Source organism: Thermodesulfobium acidiphilum (assembly GCF_003057965.1).
GTDB lineage: Bacteria > Thermodesulfobiota > Thermodesulfobiia > Thermodesulfobiales > Thermodesulfobiaceae > Thermodesulfobium > Thermodesulfobium acidiphilum.
In genome coordinates, this window is sequence record NZ_CP020921.1 from 1,501,841 (window position 1) to 1,522,385 (window position 20,545).

Below are 20,545 nucleotides of genomic sequence, written 5' to 3' on the forward strand. Positions count from 1 at the left end.
TATATATTAAAAGGGTTTCTATAATGAATTTTAAAATTATTATTTTTTCTCTGTATAATTAATTAATAAATATTACTATCAGAGGAGGTGAAAAAGTGGACAACTTTCCAAAACTTACTTCTTTAGTACGCTGTGCTGGCTGAGCAGCAAAACTCAATCCAAAGGACCTAGGTGAGGTTCTAAAAGATTTACCGAAATTTGAACATCCGGGCCTTATTTTTAACTCCGATGGCCTTGATGACGCGGGAGCTTTAGTTATAAAAGACGATATAGCCATCGTTCAATCTGTCGACTTTTTCCCTCCTGTGGTAAATAGCCCTGATTTATACGGCAAAATTGCAGCAGCCAATTCTCTTTCTGATTTATATGCAGTTGGTGCAAAACCCATTACTGCTCTAAATATTTTAGGATTTCCAAGATATGATATTGAACTAAACGTCATAAATGAAATACTCAGGGGTTCCCATGAAAAAGTAAAGGAAGCAGGAGCATTGATACTGGGGGGGCATAGCATGGACGATATAGAACTTAAATATGGTCTTAGTGTTACTGGAATTGCAAAAAAAGAAGAGCTAATAACTCACAACAACGCCCAACCTGGAGATATAATAATCCTTACAAAACCTCTAGGCACAGGAATACTTACTTCTGCTCTAAAAATCGAACTTATTGACGAAATAGATATGCAAGATGCTCTAAATTCTATGCAAGAATTAAATTATTTTGCAGGTGAAGCACAAAAAAGATTTAAAGCGAGTTCTGGTACAGATGTTACAGGTTTTGGGCTGATCGGTCATGCAATAAACATAGCAAAATCTAGTAATGTTATATTTGAAATATTTTCAAATTCTTTACCTATTTTCGAAAGAGTACTAGAGCTCGCAGATGAAGGAGTACTACCTGCAGGAATTTTTGCAAACATTGATTTCTACAAAGAAAATGTAGTTGAAATAGGAAAAATTCAAGAAAGTTATAGATATGTTATCTACGATCCGCAAACCTCTGGGGGTTTGCTTTCCACTTATAAACCAGATGTCGTAGATGATGCTTTAAGATTTCTAATTAATAATGGAGTAAACGCACGCATTATAGGCGTTGTTAAAAACAATACGGTCTTTAATCCTGGCACGATTGTTATTAAAGAAGGGTCTATTTAATGAAGGCTTCTCTCCAAAGGATATGGGCTGTATTTATCAAGGAATTTATTCAATTTTTTAGAGATAAAGTTACTTTTATCACTGCTATTTCAATTCCTTTGATACAACTTATTTTATACGGCTATGCTATAAATACTGATGTAAAGCATCAATCTACAGTTGTATACGATCAATCAAGATCTGTAATGTCAAGAGATATATTATATAAATTTCAAAATTCACAATATTTTGATATAAAGAAATTTGTAAATAGCTCTGATGCAGTTGGAAGGGCAATAGACAACGGACAAGCAAAGGTAGGTATCATCATCCCCCCTAAACTTGAGTCAAACATATTGGGCAATAAATCAAGTCAAATTTTAGTAATAATTGATGCGTCTGATCCTATGTCCTCAAGCTCTGCCCTTTCTGCGTCTCAAATGATAGGTTTGCTGGAAAATCAAGAAATATTAACAAAAAAACTTCAGCAAAATGGTATAATATTACCAAGCAAAACTCCTTTCGAAGTTGATGTCAGAGCCTGGTATAACCCGGATCTTTTATCTACTTATTTTTTGGTACCCGGTTTAATAGCTGTTTTAATCAGTTTATCAACTCTGGTTCTAACTGCTATGGCAATTGTAAGAGAAAAGGAGAGGGGAACATACGAACAATTAATAATTACCCCTCTTAGGCCAATTGAGCTAACTATTGGAAAGGTAACTCCGTATGCCATTATAGGATACGCACAAATGACTCTCGTAATAATAGCTGCTGTAGTACTTTTTAAACTTAACATAAAGGGAAACTTACTTTTGTTATATATCTTTGCATTACCTTTTATATTAGCCAATTTAAGCCTAGGATATATAATATCTACCCTTGCAAAAAACCAGCAACAAGCTCTTCAAATGTCCTTTTTTCTTATGGTGCCTATATTTTTATTGAGCGGTTTTATGTTCCCTAGAGAAGCCATGCCAGGAATAGTATATTACTTAAGTTATATTGCTCCAGCTACATTCTTCTTAGTTATAGTAAGGGGTATCATTTTAAAGGGTTTAGGCTTTTACGAATTAGTAAAATGGGAAATTGGCTTAATAATATATATCATAATTGCTTTAAACATATCGAGGTTTTTACTTAAAAGAAAATCATAGCTAAACTATTAGTACTGGCACCTTTGCCCTTTCAATTAAAAACCTAGCTATAGAGTGATGCATAATTGATGCCTCAAAGCCAGATTTTCTCCCAATTACTATTAGATCAGCGTTAAATCTTTTTGCAATGTTATAAATTTCCATCGAAGGATTTTCTCCTTCTTGAAGCACAACTTCATCAATAACGTCTTTATCCTTTATCTCATTCTTAAGTTCTTCTAACAACCCTTTGGCCTTTTCAAACCTCAACTCTTCTGCTTCAGGATTTAAATCGGCAACCTGTGTGGGCATTTCAATAACATGTAAGAGTATAATCTTAGAGCCACTTAACTCTGCTAATTCATAACCAATTTTTAATACATCATATCTCTTTGATGTCGAATCAACCGCCAATAATATTTTTCTAAACATTACTCCTCCCAGTCAATCAGTCTTATATTACTGAAAAGCCTTTTAAAATACTCATCAAACCAGAAAGAGAAAGTAAAATAATTACTAACCACCTTACAATTCTAGGCTTAGTACGAGCAAGCAGTCTCACACCAACCTGAGAACCTAACATCATACCTACTACTGAAGGAATCGCAATAATGGGTAACACTGCTCCATTGTTTAAGTATATCCATGCAGCAGATGTATCTGTAATAGACAATAAAAAATTACTCGAAGCTACTGATATCTTTAATGGGGCACCTAAAACTAAGTTAAAAACAGCTACATTAGCCCAACCAGCGCCTAACCCAAACATTCCTGCAATAAAACCAACCAGAAAAAATAGAAAAATGCCGATGTGAGAATTCTGAATCTGCCAATTGATATTTCTCCTTTGGGTTATTTCATAGTAAACACCATGTATCCCAAGAATTTGAGCAATTTTATCGCGCTTTGTTATTTCTGGAAACTCAGATCTTTTTGAAGTGAGAAGAACAAAGCAGATGGCAAGAATAACTAAACCGAGAGCAATTCTAACTATATTTTGAGGCAAAGCAAGCCCTACCATGGCACCCATAACTGAAGAAATCGACGCAATTAGAGCCATTGGCATACAAAGTCTAAGAGAAGCAAGATTTCTCATCAAAAGTCCGGGACCAGCAGAAAGAGATCCAGCTAAAGCCACCATTAAACCTGCACCTCTTACGAAATCCATATGAAAAGGGAAAAACGTTCCAAGTATAGGAACAAAAAGTACACCCCCTCCAACACCTGCCAAAACAGCTATAATTCCTAAACCAAAACAAAACACAAATAATGACAGAGGCCATATCCACCATGGAATTTTTAAAGAGGTTTCTTCAGCAAGTATGATATCTTTTGCAGCAAAGGCGTGAGGTGATAAAAAAAATAAAGAAAAGAATAAAATAAGAAAAAAACCAAAAAAGATCGATTTTTTCGAAAAGGTCACAATATTCCTCCTATTCTACTTTAAGTAGTCCGCTAGCAGCCAAAATAAGAATGGATATCTCCATTAAAACTATAAAAACCATTACAATTTCTTTCTTCTTAACATAAATTGGTAAAACAGATAAATAACACAAAATTGGCACGCATGCCAAAAAGGTGAGTGCTGCCTTTGCCATCATATCTGACTTAGATATCAAACTCATCCATCCCCAACCAGTAGCTATTCCAAAACTTTCATTAAGAAACATAGAATTTCTCACCCACAAGTGTGGTAACCTCTCAAGAGGTATTACTGGCGAAATAAGCCCAGAAATGTAAATAAAAAAGGTAAATAAAATAGAAAAAAGACCAATTCTTGCAGACCATTTAAGAACTAAAGCATATCTTTTTTGATCGATTGGCGTTTCAATATTTTTCTCTGAGCTCTTGATAGTTTTGTCCATTCTTACATCTCCCTTCAATTTTGATGTTCCCCCGTTACAGGTAATGATATAACTAAAATTTGTACAGTAAAAACACTTACAAAATGTAATTCTTCTTTGCGATAATTATAACATATTTTTATTAAATTTATATATTTTAGTTATAACTTATCAAAAAAAATATAAATTTATGACATAAGGGATTTTACTTACTTCAGTACAATAATTTCCCCCATAAAAAATCCAACTTTCCCTAACTATTTTTTTATATAAGTAGATTTTATCATTAATTAAAACAAAATTTATAAATAAGTGAGGGAGGTGAAAAAAATTAAAGAATTTTATTTAAAACTCTTGTTTAGTAAAAGCTATAAAAATTTTAAGGGAGGGAAATAAAATGTTAAAAGGATTTTTTGGAAAGCTTTATAGGACGGGAGAACTTATTACTGAAGCAGCCAAAGCACAGGGGAAATGGCAACTTGAAACCAGCAATACAATCTTAATGAAGAGGAAGAAATTTTTATTCTTATTGTTTCTTCCTGTGATTGCAGGAGCAGCCATGCAATATGCATTTGCAGCAGGACCAGCTTATATTGGAGGTGGGCATGCCTACATGCCTGCTGTAGCCACTACTCAGATGCTTCTTGGGATACTCGTAATAGGTTTGTTATCCGGACTAATTACCGGCGTTATAGGGGCTGGTGGAGGATATGTACTAACCCCTGCGCTTATGACACTTGGAGTAAAGGGAATTATGGCGGTTGGAACAGATCAATTTGCAATTTTTGCAAATGCAATACTTGGAACAACTTTACACAAGAAATTAGGAAATGTAAATCTCTGGCTTGCAGTCTGGTTTGTAGTGGGATCTTTTGTAGGAGTAACAACAGGCGCAGCTATTAATAGGAGCATCTATGCACTAAGCCCAGCATTAAGCGATGCATTTATTTCTACAGTATACGTAATACTATTAGGAATACTCGGATTTTATTCAACTATGGACTATATAAAGTTAAGAAGAGGACAGAAAGATACGTCAAAAAAGGCAATTTTAGATGTCAGAACTAGTTTTTCACGCTGGCTTCAAAGCATACCTTTAAAGCCTAGAATAAAGTTTGACGATCATATATTTGAAGGTGGATTAAGCATATCTGTATATCCTGTTATCATATGTGGCTTTACAGTTGGTTTTGTAGCAGCAATAATGGGAGTCGGCGGCGGATTCTTGACATTTCCTCTTTTTGTATATGGTTTAGGAGTTTCAACATTCACAACGGTAGGTACAGACATACTTCAAATAATTTTCACAACAGCATATTCTTCAATCTTTAATTATGCAATATATGGTTATATTTTCTACAGTATAGCCATAACAATGCTTCTAGGATCTCTCATAGGTGTCCAAATAGGCGCTATGGTTACAACATTTGTAAAGGGTGCAACAATTAAGCTATTTTATGCTCTTACTATTCTCGCAGGCTTTGTAAACAGACTTGCAGCTCTTCCACCAAGACTTTCAGACGCCAACATCATATCTATTAGCAAGGAAACATCAAATATATTAACAATAGTTGGAACAGTTGTGTTCTTTGGTCTGGTAGCAGTATTTGGATTCTTTGTTTTATATACGTTCTTCACTAATGTCATAATTTCAAGAAAGTTGGCTAGAGAAGCTATTGAATCAAAGAAGATTTCTTAAGAATTAAAAATTAAGAAAGGAGTGAAAAAGATGTTATCTAATAGAAGAAAGTTTCAATTAGGACTTTTAGGAATAATAAGTTTTATGGCAATGTTAATAGTTTGGCTTAGTCCAGTTGCACCAGGGCACCTAACAGGACTTCAGTGGGCAGACCAATTTTTCAATGGACTCACAAAGGCATCAGCTTATCAGTTTCCAAAGGTCTTTAAGGAAAGCGAAAATTTTGTAGGTAAGCCATTCGTGCTTAATTATAAGGCAGCCAATGAAAGTGATGCAAAGATGCTTGAAAGGTTATATACATCATTTGGAGCAAAAGTTGACGCTCAAGGAACATCTTTAACAATTAGCGGAGATCTGGGAAAGGTTTCACAGGGGATACTTTCATACAGCGAAGACTTCTTTAATAACAGAAGAAAGGATATGACAAATGTACTAGGTTTTGATAGCAAAGACGGCTTGTATGCAATATATTTATCACAAAAAGCTCTCGAAAAGTATTATTTAAGAAATAACCAGGCTGCAGAATTGAAGTTTGTAAGAGAAATTTTGGAAAGAGCAATAGAACCAGCTTATAACTTTGACGGAATAGTGGCTGCTGGATCCCCAAAGCCTGTGGAAGGTGAATATGCGATTGGTGCACTTAGGCACTATCCAAGTATAGAACAAAGCCCTATCGGAGTTAGAGAAATGATAATTCTTACTGGACTAATAATATTCTATCTCCTATATACATGTTGGTATGGTTTTTCTCTAATGTACTTATTAGAAGGTGCTGGAATATCAAAGTTAAGCAAAAAGGCCAGAAAAGAAGCATAGGCAATGCATATACAGAGGGCACATAAAATATGTGCCCTCTTAAAAATCTCATAAACGAGGTGATAAAAGTGAATCCAATCTTAATAATAATAAAAGATCTAAAAAACGATAAAAAAGTATTAAAGGGTGGACTTGAAAGAGCAATTGAAGAAGGAAGGCCAGCAGTTATAGCCAAGATAATAGAAAGACCAGAACATCTTGGAGTATATAATCCAGAAGCTGAAGAATATCTAGTTCAAAAAGCATGGCAAGAAGTCGATAAAGCAATTGAAGAAGGTGAGAAATTAGGAATTAACGTTTACGGAGTGATCAAAATAGGTCCATTAGAAGAGAAGATCAATGAAGTAGCAAAAGAAGTAAAAGCAAAGTTAATAGTAATTGGCCAGAAGAAAATAAGTGGCTTTAAAAAGTTGGTATTCGGGCATAGCAACAAAGAAGAAAATAATTTCGAAGATACATGTCCAGTGTTACTCATTGGAAAAAAATAAATACTCACTTTCTTTTATGTTAAAATTACTAAAAAAGTGGGGGTATTGTTGCCTTTAAAAATTATAAGATTTTAATTTTAAAATATTTAGTAAAAAATCCATACGCTATATTAATAATTAGCTTGATATTAGTATTTTTAGTTTTTTTATTGATCGTTATAAAAATAGATTTTAGCCTTCAGCCAACTTCATATATAAATTTTAGCGAAAAACTTCCAAACAATTATCTTGAACAGAATAAAACCAATCTTTTAAGGGTGGTGGTTTCATCCACCCTTGACCCTAAGGAAACGATACATATCTATCAGCCACTGCTTCAGTATATTTCAAAAAAAACTGGACTTCAATCGGTACTAATTCAAAAAAGAACTAACTTTGAAATAAAAGACTTGTTCAATTCTAAAACAGTTGATATCGGGATAATAACCGCAAGCGCCTATGTGCTTGATCAGGATCAAATGGACATTTTAGCAATACCAGTAATTAACAATGATATAACCTTTTCATCTGTTATTGTTTCAAACAAAAATAATATAAGAACTTTTGAAGACTTAAAAGGAAAATCAATAGCTTTCACCGATATTGCATCGTTTTCAGGATACCTTATCCCTTTATTTTATTTAAAAGAAAACAATCTCGATATAAACTACTTTTCAGATCACATTTTTACATTCAATAGCTCTGATTCTATTCGAGCTCTTTTGGACGATATGGTTGATGCTGCAGCTTTAAATAGCAAATTTTTTAAAACATATATAAGAGAAAATCCTGAAAAAACAAAAAATTTACACATTGTCTGGCAGTCTCCAATAAGAATTGGCAATCCCCCAATAGTAGCCAGAAAAAACATAGATCCAGTAATTGAAAAAAAAGTTAAAGATGCCCTGATAAACATGTCAAATGATCCCGAAGGGCAAAAGATTCTTAAAACTCTAGGATATGACAGATTCTCAAAACCTCAGCCAAATCTATATTTACCTATAAAAATAATTATCAAAAAACTTGAACAATGAGCTTAAAAACAAAAATTTTAATCATTAATATCTTTTCAATATTTATAATAACTTTAGGAATAGTTCTTGAAATAAAGTTTGTTCTGACTCAAAATCTTGAAGACAGATTAATTTTAAGAACTACCAATATGGCATCAATTCTTTCAGATAGTATTATAGAACCGCTATTATCTAATAATATTTATTTAACCCATCAAATTCTTACTCAATACAAAGAAAATAACTCAGAAATAAGTTATATAAGCATACTAAATAGCCAGAACGAAATACTCAGCAGCACTTTCACCAACGGCTTTCCAAAAGAACTTTATCATTTACAAACTAGTAAAACGGAAAACAATGTAGCAGTATTTTCTTGTGAAATGGGTAAATTTCTCGACGTTAAGTATCCAATTGCCGATGGATCTCTAGGGTATATTCACATTGGCGTTACAGAAAAAGAGGTAGAACAAAGAATACAAGAAATTTTAGAAAAAATTCTTTTTCTAAGTTTTTTTATTAATTTATTGGCATCACTTTTACTTTACAAACTTACCAACTCAATAACTGATAACTTAAAAAAATTAACACTATACGCAAAAAACATAGCACTTGGAAATAAGGTTTTAGAACCTGTTATTAAAACCAATGACGAAGTAAGAGATTTGTTCATATCATTTAAACACATGCTTAAAGCATTAGAAAGGTCTTCTAAAGAAGAAATACAACTAATTACAAAGTTAAAAGACGAAGAGCTCAAAAGAGAACTCTTGAAAAGGACTATGGAAACTCTTGAAAAGGAAAGAAAAAGACTTTCAATGGAAATTCACGATTCTGTTATGCAAAATCTTGCATCTATAAATATAATGTTAAAAATATTTCAATCAAAGCTAGATCAAAAAGAAAAATTAGACCTGGATAATATACAAAAGCTAATAGAAACGACTATAGAAGAACTCAGAAATATTGCGAATAATCTCAGACCTCCCCAGTTAGAAAAGTTGGGTCTAAAATCAAGCTTAGAATCGTTTTTTAATGAAACTGAAAAAAGACATAATTTAAAAGTAAACTTTGATTTCTCAATAAACGAAAAAGTGTTAGACTGGACTTGGTCGATCAATATCTATAGAATAATACAGGAAGCAATATCAAATATTGTTAAGCACTCAGGCGCAAATAATGTTTTCGTTTCAATAAAAGAGGTAAACGATAAAATTGAGCTTGAAATAAAAGACGATGGGAAAGGATTTGATGTCGATGAAACCCTAAGCAAAAAGTCAAATCATTTAGGAATAATAGATATGAAAGAGAGGACAAAGACTTATAAAGGAGAATTTTCTATAAACTCTATAAAAGGAGGTGGTACAATTGTCAAAATCTTTTTCCCAATACCCAAAAACAATGATATTGGTCGATGATCACGCTATATTAAGGGCAGGTTTAAAAGCCCTAATTCAGGAACATCAAGAAGAATTTAAGGTAATAGAAGAAGCATCAAATGGAACTGAAGCTATAGATAAAATAAAAAAAATAAAACCAGATATTGTTCTATTGGATATATCCTTACCAGATATAAGTGGATTAGATCTAATAGATTCAATAAAAAAATATTCTATAAATACTAAAATTCTTATATTAAGTATGTTTGAAGATGAAACTATGATTGTTAAAGCCCTAAAAATGGGAGCAAATGGATTTATACCAAAAAGATTAGCATACGAAGAACTAATTGAAGCACTTAAAACAATATCAAAAGCAGAAGACGTATATGTCCCATCATGCCTTGCCAAAACAGTTCTTAGAGGGATGCTAAATAAAGACAAGAAGACAAAGTTAAGCACGAGAGAAAGCCAGGTTTTAAGATATACTGCGCTAGGTTATGGAAACAAGGAAATGGCAAAAAAACTCAACCTTTCTGTCAAAACCATAGAAACATATAAACTTAGAATTTCAGAAAAAATAAACGCTCAAAAAAAATCCGATCTTGTAAAATACGCTATCAAAGAAGGGCTTTTAAAAGAAGAAGAAGGAACAGGTATCTCAGATCAAGAAGAAACTTCAAATTAAATGCATTCAATAGAACAAGTAAATTTTATCAACGCTAAAATCGTTGTCTCTTTGTTGATTCTTTTATTTCTATTATTTGTCCTTTCAGTAGGAAAATCCCCATATTTCAAAATAGACAGGGCTTCAAGCGCAATTATTGGTTCTTGTTTTGTCATAATTTTTAGAATTTTAAACTTTGATCAAGCAGTAAGTTCGGTAGACATACGAACAATAGTACTGTTATTTAATATGATGATTCTATCAGGAAGCTTAAAATTAGCGGGCTTTTTTCCAATGGCAGGTTTATTTCTTATTTCAAATGCAAAAAATAGGATTATTCTTTTATATCTAACTATCTTTATCACCGGATTTCTTTCTATGATTATAATTAACGATATCGTCTGTTTGTTATTCACTCCTATAATTATCTCAATATGTATTAGAACCAAAACATATCCTATACCATTTTTATTAGGAATAGCACTTGCATCTAATATAGGCAGCGCATGTTCTTTGATCGGAAATCCTCAGAATATAATGATTGCAAATCTCTCAAAAATTTCATTCCTTCAATATTTTTCTAAAACTTTTTTATTAAGCATAATAGGTCTTTTTTTAATATCGATATTACTGCACTTTCTCTATAAAGATAAACTACCAAAAGAATCTTTATCCATAAGGTATAAAAAGTTTGTTTTTCACAGGTATTTAGTTTACAAAAGTATTTCAGTCTTACTTTTCGTAATAATAGGCTTCCTGTTAAATATTAATCAGGTTGTAATTTCTAGTCTTGGGGTTGCTTTTTTAATGTTAACGAAAAGAATAAAATCAGAAAAACTTATTAAAGAAGTGGATTATAGTCTTCTTCTTACCTTTATCGGGCTCTTTATAGTAATCGGTGCAGTAGAAAAAAGTGGAATCATAAATATAGTTATAAACAATTTAGGCTTTAAAATATTTGATAACATCTATCTTTTTGCTTTTCTAACAGCAATTTTATCAAATATCATTGGAAATGTGCCATCAGTAATGATACTACATTACTTTATACCAAGTGAAAATATCAATTATGGTTGGACAATTTTAGCTATGATTTCAACACTAGCTGGAAATTTAACTTTTACAGGTTCAATAGCCAACATAATAGTAGCTGAAATCGCAAAAAAAAATAAAATTGAAATAAAATTTCTAGACTATCTAAAGATAGGCTTCCCTACCACACTCTTATTAATTATTTTAAGCCTACTCACCTTAAAATAATTAAGTAAATAGCCTAAAGATGTCCAAAATTTTTCCAAACAGCAAAACGAATAAAATTGTGATAATTAATCTTCCAAAAAAAATAATTTCAAAGTTTGCCCCAATAGCAACAAATATAGCTGTATCCTCAATCATTGCATGAGACAAAACCAAAAAAATATTTATTAAGACTATTTCTTTTGGACTTATAAGTCCTTTCTTTACTTCATCAAACATAGTTCCTGCACCATATATGAGACCAAAGATTATTCCAGCTGCCAAAGGAATTGCAGAATTTTTAGAAAAACCAAGATATTTAATAATTTTTGAAACACTATTACAAAACTTACCCCAAAACGAGCTTCTTTTAAAAATTTCAATAAAAATCATGAGAGGTATAACTATCGTTGCTATGGTAAAAATAGTTCCAATCGATCCGAAAGCTGCTTCTTCTAGTATTTGTATCATCTTAGCATTATATTAAGGCAAAAACCCGCAATAAAAGAAGTTAAAATTCTAAAAATAGTTATGAAAAAAGGGTTTATACCTATCTTTGAACAAATAACTCCTTCAAGAATAAGACTGTGAGCAATCAAGACCATTGTTGCAAGTATGGTGATCTCTCTAGGATTAAAAGTTAAACCCATTATTACTCCAACTGCAGAATATATGTTCAAAATATAACCTGTAATCAGAACAAGTGAAGCCTCTCCTGGAAGACCGAAATATTTCATAAACGGAGAAAATAAGATATTTAAATAATATATAAAGGGAGTAGCCTTAAGAATTGTTACCACAAAAAAAACAGGAACAACTATTTTAACAAGATTAAAGGTCGTAATTAATCCTCTATTAAAACCAACCTTTACACCTTCTAGAAGATAACTTTTATCCATGTATATAATTATATCAAACAAAACTCTTAAAACTCTTTACAGATTTTTTAAAATATATAATATTTTTATATATATTCATTAGAGTTTAAGGAGAAAAAATGAACATAGTACATATTTTTTCAGGAGGATTAGATTCCACCACTCTTTTATACTATCTGCTAAATGAAGGTCACAAAGTCAAAACAATAAGTTTTTTCTATGGGCAGAAACATAATAAGGAACTTGAATGCTCAAAAAATATTGCCAAAAAACTAAATATAGAAAATAAATTAATTGATCTAAGCGCTCTAAAAAATGTTTTTGGAAAAAGTTCTTTAACAAGTGAAATAGATGTGCCTGAAGGTCATTATAACGATATAAATATGAAATCTACAGTAGTCCCAAACAGAAATATGATTTTTTTATCAATTGCAATCTCTTATGCAATATCCTCAAACTTTGATGCAGTGTCTATAGGAGTTCATGCAGGAGATCATGCAATATATCCAGACTGCCGCCCTGTTTTTATAAACAGGATGAAAGAAGTTGCAAAAGTCTCAGACTACAACGAAATAGACATACTCACACCCTTTTTAGATTTCAAAAAATGCGAGATTGTAAAAATAGGTCTGGAACTAAAAGTTCCTTATGAAATGACATGGACATGTTATAGGGGAGAAGAAAAACCCTGTCTAAAATGCGGCGCATGTACAGAAAGGCTTGAAGCATTTAAACTAAATAATGTAAAAGATCCTCTACTTCTTATTTAATTCCTTTCTTGATTCCTCCACTACACGGTGGACGTCAGCCAAACATCAAGTACCCCTGGGATTGTTCAAATGACATGCACACTTACCTTCCTTCTTTTTGTTTACTATAAACTGCTCTATTCTAGAGATACCGTTGTTCTTTATCACGTCTTCTTTAATTTCATTATCAGTAAAACCAAAACAATAACAAATAGTTTGATTCATAGTTCACCACTTTTCTAAAATATTACTATTTTTATTATAATATAAATATAATTATAAATAAATAGAAGGAGGTGTTGTCCATGTTAATTAGATGATTTACAAGAGAAACTTTAAATAGATACGTAGTTTACGTATCACAATATACAAAATCAAGAAAAGGAGAGATATCATGGACAACACCAAAATGCACAAATCGCTTGGTATAGATTTAAAGGCTCATGATACCCTAATTAGAGCACTTCCAGAATTATTTAAGGAATGTTTTTTAAATAAAGAACAGGATCTAAAAAGTCTTTCATACTTTTATTCAGTAGTTGCTGATATACACGGGACAAGAGTAAAAGAACTAATAGAACACAAAAATAAAGGACCCGTTATTGGTTCGTTTTGTATTTACGTACCCGAAGAAATAATTTTAGCTATAGGTGGACAACTGGTAGGCCTTTGTGCAGGAGCTGATTTTTGGGTCCCATACGGAGAACAAATAGTACCAAAAAATCTGTGCCCATTAATAAAAGCAGGTATCGGAGCAAAATTTTCAAAAACCTGCCCATACTTTCAGGTAATAGACCTGTTAATAGGAGAAAATACATGTGATGGCAAAAAAAAGGCATGGGAAATACTTTCTGATATGGTCGAGATGTATATAATGGATATGCCAAACAAAAAAAGCAATAGTGGGTTAAAGCTTTGGCAGGAAGAAGTAAAGAGTTTATGCAATTTCCTGGAGAAAAAATTCAGCAAACCTATAAGTTTTGATTCTCTTTTAAAAGCAGTACAGAAAGTAAATGCAAAAAGAAGTGCACTAAATAGACTTTATGAAACTAGAAAAAATTCTCCGACTCCAATATCAGGAATAGATACTCTATTAGTTACGCAAATAGGCTTTTATGATGACACAGAAAGATATACAAAAATGGTAGAAACTCTTGCCAAAGAATGTGAAGAAAAAGCATTATCAAATTCTAAAAGCAATGACAAAAAAAGAATTTTGGTTACAGGCTCTCCAATGGTTGTGCCTAATTGGAAGGTTCACCATGTGATAGAAACAAGTGGTGCCGATGTAGTGGTCGAAGAAAATTGCACCGGCACAAGATATTTTAAGGACAACGTTTCAATAGAAAATTCTTTAGCTAAAGAAGATCTTTTAAAGAATATATCAGATAGGTATATAAGGAACATAAATTGTGCATGTTTTTCTCCAAACACAGATAGAGAAGAAGAGATATTAAAAATTTGTAAAGATTATAAAGTTGATGGCATTGTATATGCATCGCTTAGCTTTTGTACTACTTATATGATAGAAGCAGAAAAAATAAGAAAAGTAGCGAAAAAAAATAATATACCTATGATTACAGTAGAATCAGATTACTCGTTTTCGGATCTTGGCCAACTCAGGACAAGAATAGAAGCCTTTATAGAAAACCTATGAAGATACTTGGTTTGGATATAGGCTCAAGGAGTATAAAATGGGTTCTTTATGAAACAAGTTTTAGTTGTATCTTAGAAAAAGGTATATTAGACAGTACCCCACACAGTCTTGAAAGAATAGAAGAAATTATCCCCTCCTTTGACAAAATTGGTCTTACCGGTTATGGCAGACATAATTTAAACAACGTACTAAGAACAAAATCTCCAAAGATAGTTTCAGAGATAACCTGTCACGCTAAGGGAGCAAAATTTATAGAGCCAGGACACCATTATTTATTAGATATTGGAGGTCAGGATACAAAGTTTATAACTCTCGATGCATCAGGAAAAATTATAGATTTTAAACTTAATGATAGATGCTCAGCCGGAACGGGTAGATATATTGAAAATATGGCTAAAATTTTAGATTTAGAGATTCAAGATTTTATAAACATGGCAATTAAATCCGAAAAACCTTCTAACATAAATTCAATGTGTACCGTATTTGCAGAAAGTGAAATAATAAGTCTAATTCATTCGAGAGAAAGAATAGAAGACATATCTGCAGGAATAATAAAATCGTTAATATTTAGAACAAAAGCCTTAATTGGAACAAATAAAATAGATGAAAAAATATTACTATTGGGTGGTCTTTCAGAATTAGAAAACATAGAGATTTTGTTCGAAAGGTTTGATTTAGAAGTCAAAAAAAATGAACTATCAAGGTATACAGGTGCATTGGGAGCAGCACTAGTTTTAGTTGATTAAAAAATTTTCACCCCTATTGACATTTTATCATAAAAAATTTATTATTATGAAAAATAAACAATAGGGGTGAAAAAATGCAAAGAACTGGATTCCCATCGCCTGCAAAAAATTACGAAAAGCTTGATATAGATCTTAACAAATTGCTAATAGATAGTCCTTCTTCAACATTTTTCTTTAGAACAAAGAGGGATTATAAAGAATTAGGTCTAAAAAATGGGGATATCATAATAGTAGACAGGTCAAAACATCTGAGAAAATCTATCCTATTAGTCGTTTTACTGGACGGACGCCTTACAATAAAGAATATCTGTGATATAAAGCCAGAAACAGAAATATTTGGCAAAATTACCTATGTCATTAGAAAATTGTGAAAGTCTTTTTGCCTTGATAGATTGCAATAATTTTTACGTATCGTGTGAAAGGCTATATAATCCAGCCCTATTATACAAACCTGTTGTCGTATTATCAAATAACGATGGGTGTATAATTGCAAGATCCAACGAGGCAAAAAAATTAGGGATAAAAATGGGTGTTTCGTATTTTCAAATAAGAGATTTCCTTAAAAAAAACAAAGTTGCGGTTATCTCATCAAATTATGAAATATATGAAGATATATCAAAGAGATTTATAAATATAATAAAGTCCAAAATATGCTTTGTAGAAGCATATTCAATAGACGAAGCTTTCATAGAGTTAAAAGGAATTTTTAAAAAGAGGAGTTTTGAATTTTGTAAAGGGTTAAAGGAAGATATATATCGGCTTATAGGAATACCAGTTTCTATAGGTATAGGCAGAACAAAAACTCTGGCAAAGGTTGCAAACAAAATAGCCAAAAAAAATAAAGACCTCAACGGAATATTTGATATAACAGGAAGGGAAGAAGAAATCCTCAAAACCTTTGATGTGGAAGATATATGGAGAATTGGCAAGAGCAAAGCCAATTGTCTGAAGGGTATGGGAATAACAAATGCCCTAAATCTATCAAAAATAGATAATTCACTTGCTCAAAAAACTCTTGGCATAAATGGCTTAACTACAGTATTCGAGTTAAGAGGAATAAAATGCATAAATTTACAAGAAAAAAAGCCTATCCAAAAGGAGATAATAGTATCAAGGTCTTTTGGACATGATATCGGCAACTATAAAGAATTGAAAGAAGGCGTTTCACATTTTTCTGCAATTGCTGCTAAAAATATGAGAAACCTAAACTTATATACAAAAACGTTATCTGTTTTTATAACTTCTAATCCATTTAAAGATGGGTTTTATACTAATCAGGCAGAAATTAATTTTGACTTTTATACCAGAGATACATTTCTTATATTACAAGCTGCTGAAAAATGTCTAAATAAAATATTCAAAGAAAATATAAAATACAAAAAAGCCGGTGTAATCCTAAGGAATTTAACAAATTGCGTTTGTTTAGGAAATTTATTTACAAATTTAGAAATTGAAAACAAACACAATCTGATGAAAGCCATAGATTTATTAAACAAAAAAATAAAAAAAGACGCTGTATTCTTCGCTGCTGAAGGAGTAAATAAGCTCTGGCAAGCAAAAAAAGAATATACATCAAATTACAACGCAAGCGAAATAATTCTTATTTAAACTTTCTAGTTAATTTAAAGATATAAATATCTTTTTGGTATGCTACAATATACAAGCTTATGTCAAGATCTATAGATGAGAGAGGAGAGGGATGAATGAACTTTTTGCTCGCTATTAGCCCGATTGTGCTTATTCTTTTAGGAATGACAATTTTTTCAAGATCAGGATTTCTAATGTCAGTATTAGCATGGATTTTTACGTTCTTTTTAGCACTTATTTTTTTTAAAACTCCATTTGATGTTTGCTTAAACGCAACAATATTTGGTATTCTAAAATCTCTAAGTATTTCGTTAGCAGTATTTTTCACTATGTTATTAATTTTTATAATGAAAGTGACAAAAGCACTCGATTCAATTGCCTACAAGCTCAAGAACTTATGTAAAACAAAAGAAGAACAGGTAATGTTTTTAGGACTCGGTTTCGGCTCTCTTGCAACCTCTTTAGGAGTAGTAACCCCAGCTCTCTTCCCACCGCTTCTTCTTACACTAGGATTTAGTCCTGTATCATCCATTGCTATATCAGTGCTTTGTTATGATCCCTTAACATCATTTGCACTATTATCAATCCCAATAACAGTACCTTCAGAGGTTGCATGGCAAGCATTCAAAATACAGCCACAAGGGATAACAAACCTTGAACACTTCATAAATACATTTACTATAAACATTTCAATTTTTTTACCATTTATTTCTATTGGATTCGCATATATAATGCTCTATTTTATAGATGGCACAAATTCTCTTAAAAAGGGTTTTACCGGTGCGTTTTTGAGTGGGTTAGTTCTTGGTCTTAGTTGTCTAATTTTTTCTATTACAAAAATATTTCCAGTACAAATAATAGGAACGCTTTCTGGTCTTTTAACTATGATTTTCGTACTTATATATCAAAAAATTACAAACGCTCAAAAGGAAACAGCCGAAGAAGAGAAAAAGCCAGAGATGTCACTATTAAGGGCAATTTCTCCCTGGATATTACTTTTCTTGCTTGCCCTGACAACCAATCTTCCAGGTATCAACAAATTTTTATCAGATTTGCCTGGAAAATATGAAGTAATCACTCTTTATAAAAATCAATCTGTAGACCTTAACATATTATCCTCTATCTGGTTTTGGATAATGATAACAACGATAATATCAATTTTTTTACTAAAGCCTACCAAAGAACAACTTTCTTCAGTCATGAAACTCTGGATAAAGAGATCACTTTCTCCCTTCGTAGCTTATTCTATATGTTTTTCGATTGCCATGATAATGGCCTGGTCAGCTATGTCAAATAGTTCTGGAGTTTTAGTACCAAGCACTTATTATTCATCTTTTAATATGGACAGGATCATAGCCATAAAGATAGCAATGCTCTCAGGAGCAGTATTCACCACGCTAATACCATATCTTGGGCTAATAGGCTCGTTTATAGGTGGTTCAGAAACAGCGTCAAACGTGTTCTTTGCAAAAATATTGTATGAATCTGTAAAAAGCGTCGGTTATGAAAATTATTTTATGATAATTTTTGGCGCACATGCTGTAGCAGGTGGAATCGCTTCAGCCATAACCCCAGCTAAGATTACTAATGCAGCTATGACAATAGGGTGTAGTGGAAAAGAAGAATCAGAATTTATGAAGAAAGCTATCTTGCCAGTTATAATTCTCACATTTCTAACAGGAATTATTTTAACTGTATTTATAAGTTTTGGCGTACAATAAAAGTCTGCTACCTCCATTTAGAATCCAAATGGAGGTAGCATTATTATTTACTTTCCTACAACAGGTATTAGATTAGGAAATACATAAGCATAAATCAATCCAATTATTCCTACTAAAATTGCAAGCAAAAAGCTATGAATAAGTGCTGATCTAAACAGTGGTGCAAAGGATTCTTCTGCAACCTTTCTATCAGAAAAAGTAGCAGCTAAAGCCACCACAATAGACTGTGGACTTATCATCTTGCCCATTACGCCACCAGCGCTATTAAGAGCAGTTGACAAAATTGGATTTATATGTAACTGTTCAGCAGTAATCTTTTGAAGATTTCCAAATAGCGCATTTGAAGACGTATCTGAACCTGTCAAGAATACTCCTAAATATCCTAACATAGCCGAGAAAAACGGAAAAGCCGAACCCGTAGACGCAAAAGCCAACGCAAGCTGAACATCCATGCCTGCATACTTATAAAGAAATGCTATCCCAACAATCGAAGGTACAACTATAAAAGGTGCCTTCATCCTATTAAAGGTAGTATTAAAAGCATTACCCCACTGTGCTCCAGACAACCTCAACCACAAACCTGAAAGAATTGCTGCAATCAATATACCCGTTCCTGTAGCACTAAGTAGTGGTAATACAAAAACTGCATCTTTTAAAACTGTAGGCTTAGGAACCACAGGTGGCATCTTTGTAACCAAACCGTTCAAACCTTCTATTGGAAATTTAAAAACTAGTATTGAACTAAGTACTTTTGATATAGAAGGAGTTCCCCACATGATTATAACAATAACCAGAATCAACCATGGCACCCACGCATAGAATGTTTCTCCCGCAGAATATTCTCTGTTAACCTCTTTTGCCCAGTCGGCCACCCAAACTTTTTTTGGAGACCAAAAACGAAGAAATATTGCAAGAGATATAATAGACACGATACCCGCAAGAATGTCTATTAATTGAGGACCAAGATGCTGAGCTAAAAAGTATTGTGTTAAAGCAAAGGATATGCCCGAAACAAATGCAGCAGGAATAACCTCAGAAAACTCCGACATGCTTTTCTTCTCAAGTAAAATTACGTATGTAAACATAATCCAGAATGGAACCAAAAAAGAAAAGAATGGCAAAATTCTTCCTACCATTGCTGTGATATCGTTCACTGGCAAGCCTGTTACTTGACCCATCATAATCATAGGAATACCTACACCACCAAATGCAACTGGAGCAGTGTCTCCCAACAGACACAAAAGAGCTGCTTCAAGAGGGGCTATTCCCATTCCTACCAATATTGCCGCACATACTGCGACAGGAGTTCCAAAACCTGCAGCACCTTCAAGGAATGCTCCAAAACCGAAGGCAACGATCAGGACCTGAACTCTCTTATCCTGAGTAATTTTCATAATACTATGGCGCATAACATCAAAAGAACCAGATATTACAGTCATTTCATAAAGAAATAAAACTGTTATTACTATCCAGCAGATAGGATATAACCCAATCAAAGCACCCAAAAACCATGAAAGAAATGCCTGAGTAGCTGGCATTTTATAAATACCTATAGCAATTAGAAGAGCAACTACCGCAGCAGTCACAGTGGCAAAACGCGCATCTACTCCAAGCTTCTTTCTTCCTTGAGAATCTTTCCCTGGATGCAGTGCCAGTAAGTAAAGTAAAATAATCAACGGCAATGAGGCACAAAAAACTGATAACGCAAAATTGTTTAGCGGATCATAGTTCTGTACAAACATAGACTAACCCCCTTATATTTTTTATTGAAACCATAAGAATTGCTAATACATATCACCATCCTTTCTTTTATC

General features: G+C 32.6%; 22 protein-coding genes. 15 read left to right on the top strand and 7 right to left on the bottom strand.

Annotated elements, in window-relative coordinates; translation table 11 throughout:
* Positions 1-95 precede the first annotated feature (95 nt).
* Both selD and TDSAC_RS07560 read left to right on the top strand, forming a co-directional pair.
* On the top strand, positions 96-1,157 hold the full coding sequence (selD, locus tag TDSAC_RS07555; RefSeq protein WP_108309662.1) for a selenide, water dikinase SelD: 1,062 nt from the start codon (positions 96-98) through the stop codon (positions 1,155-1,157).
* Complete coding sequence (locus tag TDSAC_RS07560; RefSeq protein ID WP_108309664.1) at positions 1,157-2,293, top strand: ABC transporter permease; 1,137 nt, start codon at positions 1,157-1,159, stop codon at positions 2,291-2,293. Before selD ends, TDSAC_RS07560 begins: the two co-directional genes overlap by 1 nt.
* On the opposite strand, the gene TDSAC_RS07565 is transcribed toward TDSAC_RS07560, so the two are convergent.
* Genes TDSAC_RS07565 through TDSAC_RS07575 form a run of 3 tightly spaced genes read right to left on the bottom strand, consistent with a single transcriptional unit; the run spans position 2,294 to position 4,155 of the window.
* Positions 2,294-2,704 carry a universal stress protein gene (locus TDSAC_RS07565; RefSeq protein WP_108309666.1) on the bottom strand — a complete coding sequence of 137 codons (411 nt, stop codon included), beginning with the start codon at positions 2,702-2,704 and terminating at the stop codon, positions 2,294-2,296.
* A gap of 22 nt (positions 2,705-2,726) precedes the next feature.
* Positions 2,727-3,695, bottom strand: coding sequence for a sulfite exporter TauE/SafE family protein (locus TDSAC_RS07570; protein WP_108309668.1), 969 nt, complete (start codon positions 3,693-3,695; stop codon positions 2,727-2,729).
* A 10-nt stretch (positions 3,696-3,705) separates the two neighbouring features.
* Entirely contained in the window at positions 3,706-4,155 is a 450-nt protein-coding gene (locus TDSAC_RS07575; protein WP_108309670.1) for a hypothetical protein, read from the bottom strand.
* Positions 4,156-4,513: 358 nt separating this feature from the next.
* Between TDSAC_RS07575 and TDSAC_RS07580 the strand changes: the two genes are divergently transcribed.
* The 7 genes from TDSAC_RS07580 (at position 4,514) to TDSAC_RS07610 (ending at position 11,417) form a co-directional block, all read left to right on the top strand.
* Complete coding sequence (locus tag TDSAC_RS07580; protein ID WP_108309672.1) at positions 4,514-5,815, top strand: sulfite exporter TauE/SafE family protein; 1,302 nt, start codon at positions 4,514-4,516, stop codon at positions 5,813-5,815.
* Positions 5,816-5,845: 30 nt separating this feature from the next.
* Positions 5,846-6,631: a hypothetical protein gene (locus tag TDSAC_RS07585; protein ID WP_108309675.1), complete on the top strand. Its 786-nt coding sequence runs from the start codon at positions 5,846-5,848 to the stop codon at positions 6,629-6,631.
* A 68-nt stretch (positions 6,632-6,699) separates the two neighbouring features.
* On the top strand, positions 6,700-7,119 hold the full coding sequence (locus TDSAC_RS07590; RefSeq protein WP_199919766.1) for a universal stress protein: 420 nt from the start codon (positions 6,700-6,702) through the stop codon (positions 7,117-7,119).
* A 149-nt stretch (positions 7,120-7,268) separates the two neighbouring features.
* Positions 7,269-8,132: a phosphate/phosphite/phosphonate ABC transporter substrate-binding protein gene (gene phnD, locus TDSAC_RS07595; protein ID WP_199919767.1), complete on the top strand. Its 864-nt coding sequence runs from the start codon at positions 7,269-7,271 to the stop codon at positions 8,130-8,132.
* Complete coding sequence (locus tag TDSAC_RS07600) at positions 8,129-9,529, top strand: histidine kinase (RefSeq protein ID WP_108309681.1); 1,401 nt, start codon at positions 8,129-8,131, stop codon at positions 9,527-9,529. The genes phnD and TDSAC_RS07600 overlap by 4 nt, the downstream gene beginning before the upstream one ends.
* Positions 9,471-10,178 (top strand): response regulator transcription factor, encoded by a 708-nt coding sequence (locus TDSAC_RS07605; protein WP_234405740.1) that lies wholly within the window; start codon positions 9,471-9,473, stop codon positions 10,176-10,178. Before TDSAC_RS07600 ends, TDSAC_RS07605 begins: the two co-directional genes overlap by 59 nt.
* Positions 10,179-11,417 carry an ArsB/NhaD family transporter gene (locus TDSAC_RS07610; protein ID WP_108309686.1) on the top strand — a complete coding sequence of 413 codons (1,239 nt, stop codon included), beginning with the start codon at positions 10,179-10,181 and terminating at the stop codon, positions 11,415-11,417.
* On the opposite strand, the gene TDSAC_RS07615 is transcribed toward TDSAC_RS07610, so the two are convergent.
* Positions 11,418-11,864: a nucleoside recognition domain-containing protein gene (locus TDSAC_RS07615; protein ID WP_108309688.1), complete on the bottom strand. Its 447-nt coding sequence runs from the start codon at positions 11,862-11,864 to the stop codon at positions 11,418-11,420.
* The gene (locus tag TDSAC_RS07620; protein WP_199919768.1) at positions 11,861-12,313 is read right to left on the bottom strand and encodes a nucleoside recognition domain-containing protein; all 453 of its coding nucleotides are present in this window, start codon (positions 12,311-12,313) and stop codon (positions 11,861-11,863) included. Before TDSAC_RS07620 ends, TDSAC_RS07615 begins: the two co-directional genes overlap by 4 nt.
* Before the next feature lie 77 nt (positions 12,314-12,390).
* On the opposite strand from TDSAC_RS07620, the gene queC reads away from it, so the two are divergent.
* On the top strand, positions 12,391-13,041 hold the full coding sequence (gene queC / locus TDSAC_RS07625; protein ID WP_108309690.1) for a 7-cyano-7-deazaguanine synthase QueC: 651 nt from the start codon (positions 12,391-12,393) through the stop codon (positions 13,039-13,041).
* A 45-nt stretch (positions 13,042-13,086) separates the two neighbouring features.
* Here the strand turns inward: queC and TDSAC_RS07630 are convergent, their stop codons facing one another.
* A complete protein-coding gene (locus TDSAC_RS07630; RefSeq protein WP_108309693.1) occupies positions 13,087-13,245 on the bottom strand; it encodes a bacterioferritin-associated ferredoxin in 159 nt (52 codons plus the stop codon).
* Positions 13,246-13,411: 166 nt separating this feature from the next.
* Here TDSAC_RS07630 and TDSAC_RS07635 point away from each other — a divergent pair, with 166 nt between their 5' ends.
* The 5 genes from TDSAC_RS07635 (at position 13,412) to TDSAC_RS07655 (ending at position 18,731) form a co-directional block, all read left to right on the top strand.
* Positions 13,412-14,677 (top strand): double-cubane-cluster-containing anaerobic reductase, encoded by a 1,266-nt coding sequence (locus TDSAC_RS07635; RefSeq protein WP_422822129.1) that lies wholly within the window; start codon positions 13,412-13,414, stop codon positions 14,675-14,677.
* A complete protein-coding gene (locus tag TDSAC_RS07640) occupies positions 14,674-15,423 on the top strand; it encodes an acyl-CoA dehydratase activase (protein ID WP_108309698.1) in 750 nt (249 codons plus the stop codon). Before TDSAC_RS07635 ends, TDSAC_RS07640 begins: the two co-directional genes overlap by 4 nt.
* Before the next feature lie 74 nt (positions 15,424-15,497).
* On the top strand, positions 15,498-15,794 hold the full coding sequence (locus TDSAC_RS07645) for a S24 family peptidase (protein ID WP_108309701.1): 297 nt from the start codon (positions 15,498-15,500) through the stop codon (positions 15,792-15,794).
* A complete protein-coding gene (locus TDSAC_RS07650) occupies positions 15,760-17,031 on the top strand; it encodes a Y-family DNA polymerase (protein WP_108309703.1) in 1,272 nt (423 codons plus the stop codon). The genes TDSAC_RS07645 and TDSAC_RS07650 overlap by 35 nt, the downstream gene beginning before the upstream one ends.
* A gap of 95 nt (positions 17,032-17,126) precedes the next feature.
* On the top strand, positions 17,127-18,731 hold the full coding sequence (locus tag TDSAC_RS07655; RefSeq protein WP_108309705.1) for an L-lactate permease: 1,605 nt from the start codon (positions 17,127-17,129) through the stop codon (positions 18,729-18,731).
* Positions 18,732-18,778: 47 nt separating this feature from the next.
* On the opposite strand, the gene TDSAC_RS07660 is transcribed toward TDSAC_RS07655, so the two are convergent.
* The gene (locus tag TDSAC_RS07660; protein WP_108309707.1) at positions 18,779-20,473 is read right to left on the bottom strand and encodes an L-lactate permease; all 1,695 of its coding nucleotides are present in this window, start codon (positions 20,471-20,473) and stop codon (positions 18,779-18,781) included.
* Positions 20,474-20,545: the final 72 nt, after the last annotated feature.

Coding starts and splice junctions, on each gene's coding strand:
- TDSAC_RS07560 (WP_108309664.1), top strand. CDS start 1,157: ATGAAGGCTTCTCTCCAAAGGATATGGGCTGTATTTATCAAGGAATTT.
- TDSAC_RS07565 (WP_108309666.1), bottom strand. CDS start 2,704: ATGTTTAGAAAAATATTATTGGCGGTTGATTCGACATCAAAGAGATAT.
- TDSAC_RS07580 (WP_108309672.1), top strand. CDS start 4,514: ATGTTAAAAGGATTTTTTGGAAAGCTTTATAGGACGGGAGAACTTATT.
- TDSAC_RS07585 (WP_108309675.1), top strand. CDS start 5,846: ATGTTATCTAATAGAAGAAAGTTTCAATTAGGACTTTTAGGAATAATA.
- TDSAC_RS07600 (WP_108309681.1), top strand. CDS start 8,129: ATGAGCTTAAAAACAAAAATTTTAATCATTAATATCTTTTCAATATTT.
- TDSAC_RS07610 (WP_108309686.1), top strand. CDS start 10,179: ATGCATTCAATAGAACAAGTAAATTTTATCAACGCTAAAATCGTTGTC.
- TDSAC_RS07615 (WP_108309688.1), bottom strand. CDS start 11,864: ATGATACAAATACTAGAAGAAGCAGCTTTCGGATCGATTGGAACTATT.
- queC (WP_108309690.1), top strand. CDS start 12,391: ATGAACATAGTACATATTTTTTCAGGAGGATTAGATTCCACCACTCTT.
- TDSAC_RS07630 (WP_108309693.1), bottom strand. CDS start 13,245: ATGAATCAAACTATTTGTTATTGTTTTGGTTTTACTGATAATGAAATT.
- TDSAC_RS07640 (WP_108309698.1), top strand. CDS start 14,674: ATGAAGATACTTGGTTTGGATATAGGCTCAAGGAGTATAAAATGGGTT.
- TDSAC_RS07645 (WP_108309701.1), top strand. CDS start 15,498: ATGCAAAGAACTGGATTCCCATCGCCTGCAAAAAATTACGAAAAGCTT.
- TDSAC_RS07655 (WP_108309705.1), top strand. CDS start 17,127: ATGAACTTTTTGCTCGCTATTAGCCCGATTGTGCTTATTCTTTTAGGA.
- TDSAC_RS07660 (WP_108309707.1), bottom strand. CDS start 20,473: ATGTTTGTACAGAACTATGATCCGCTAAACAATTTTGCGTTATCAGTT.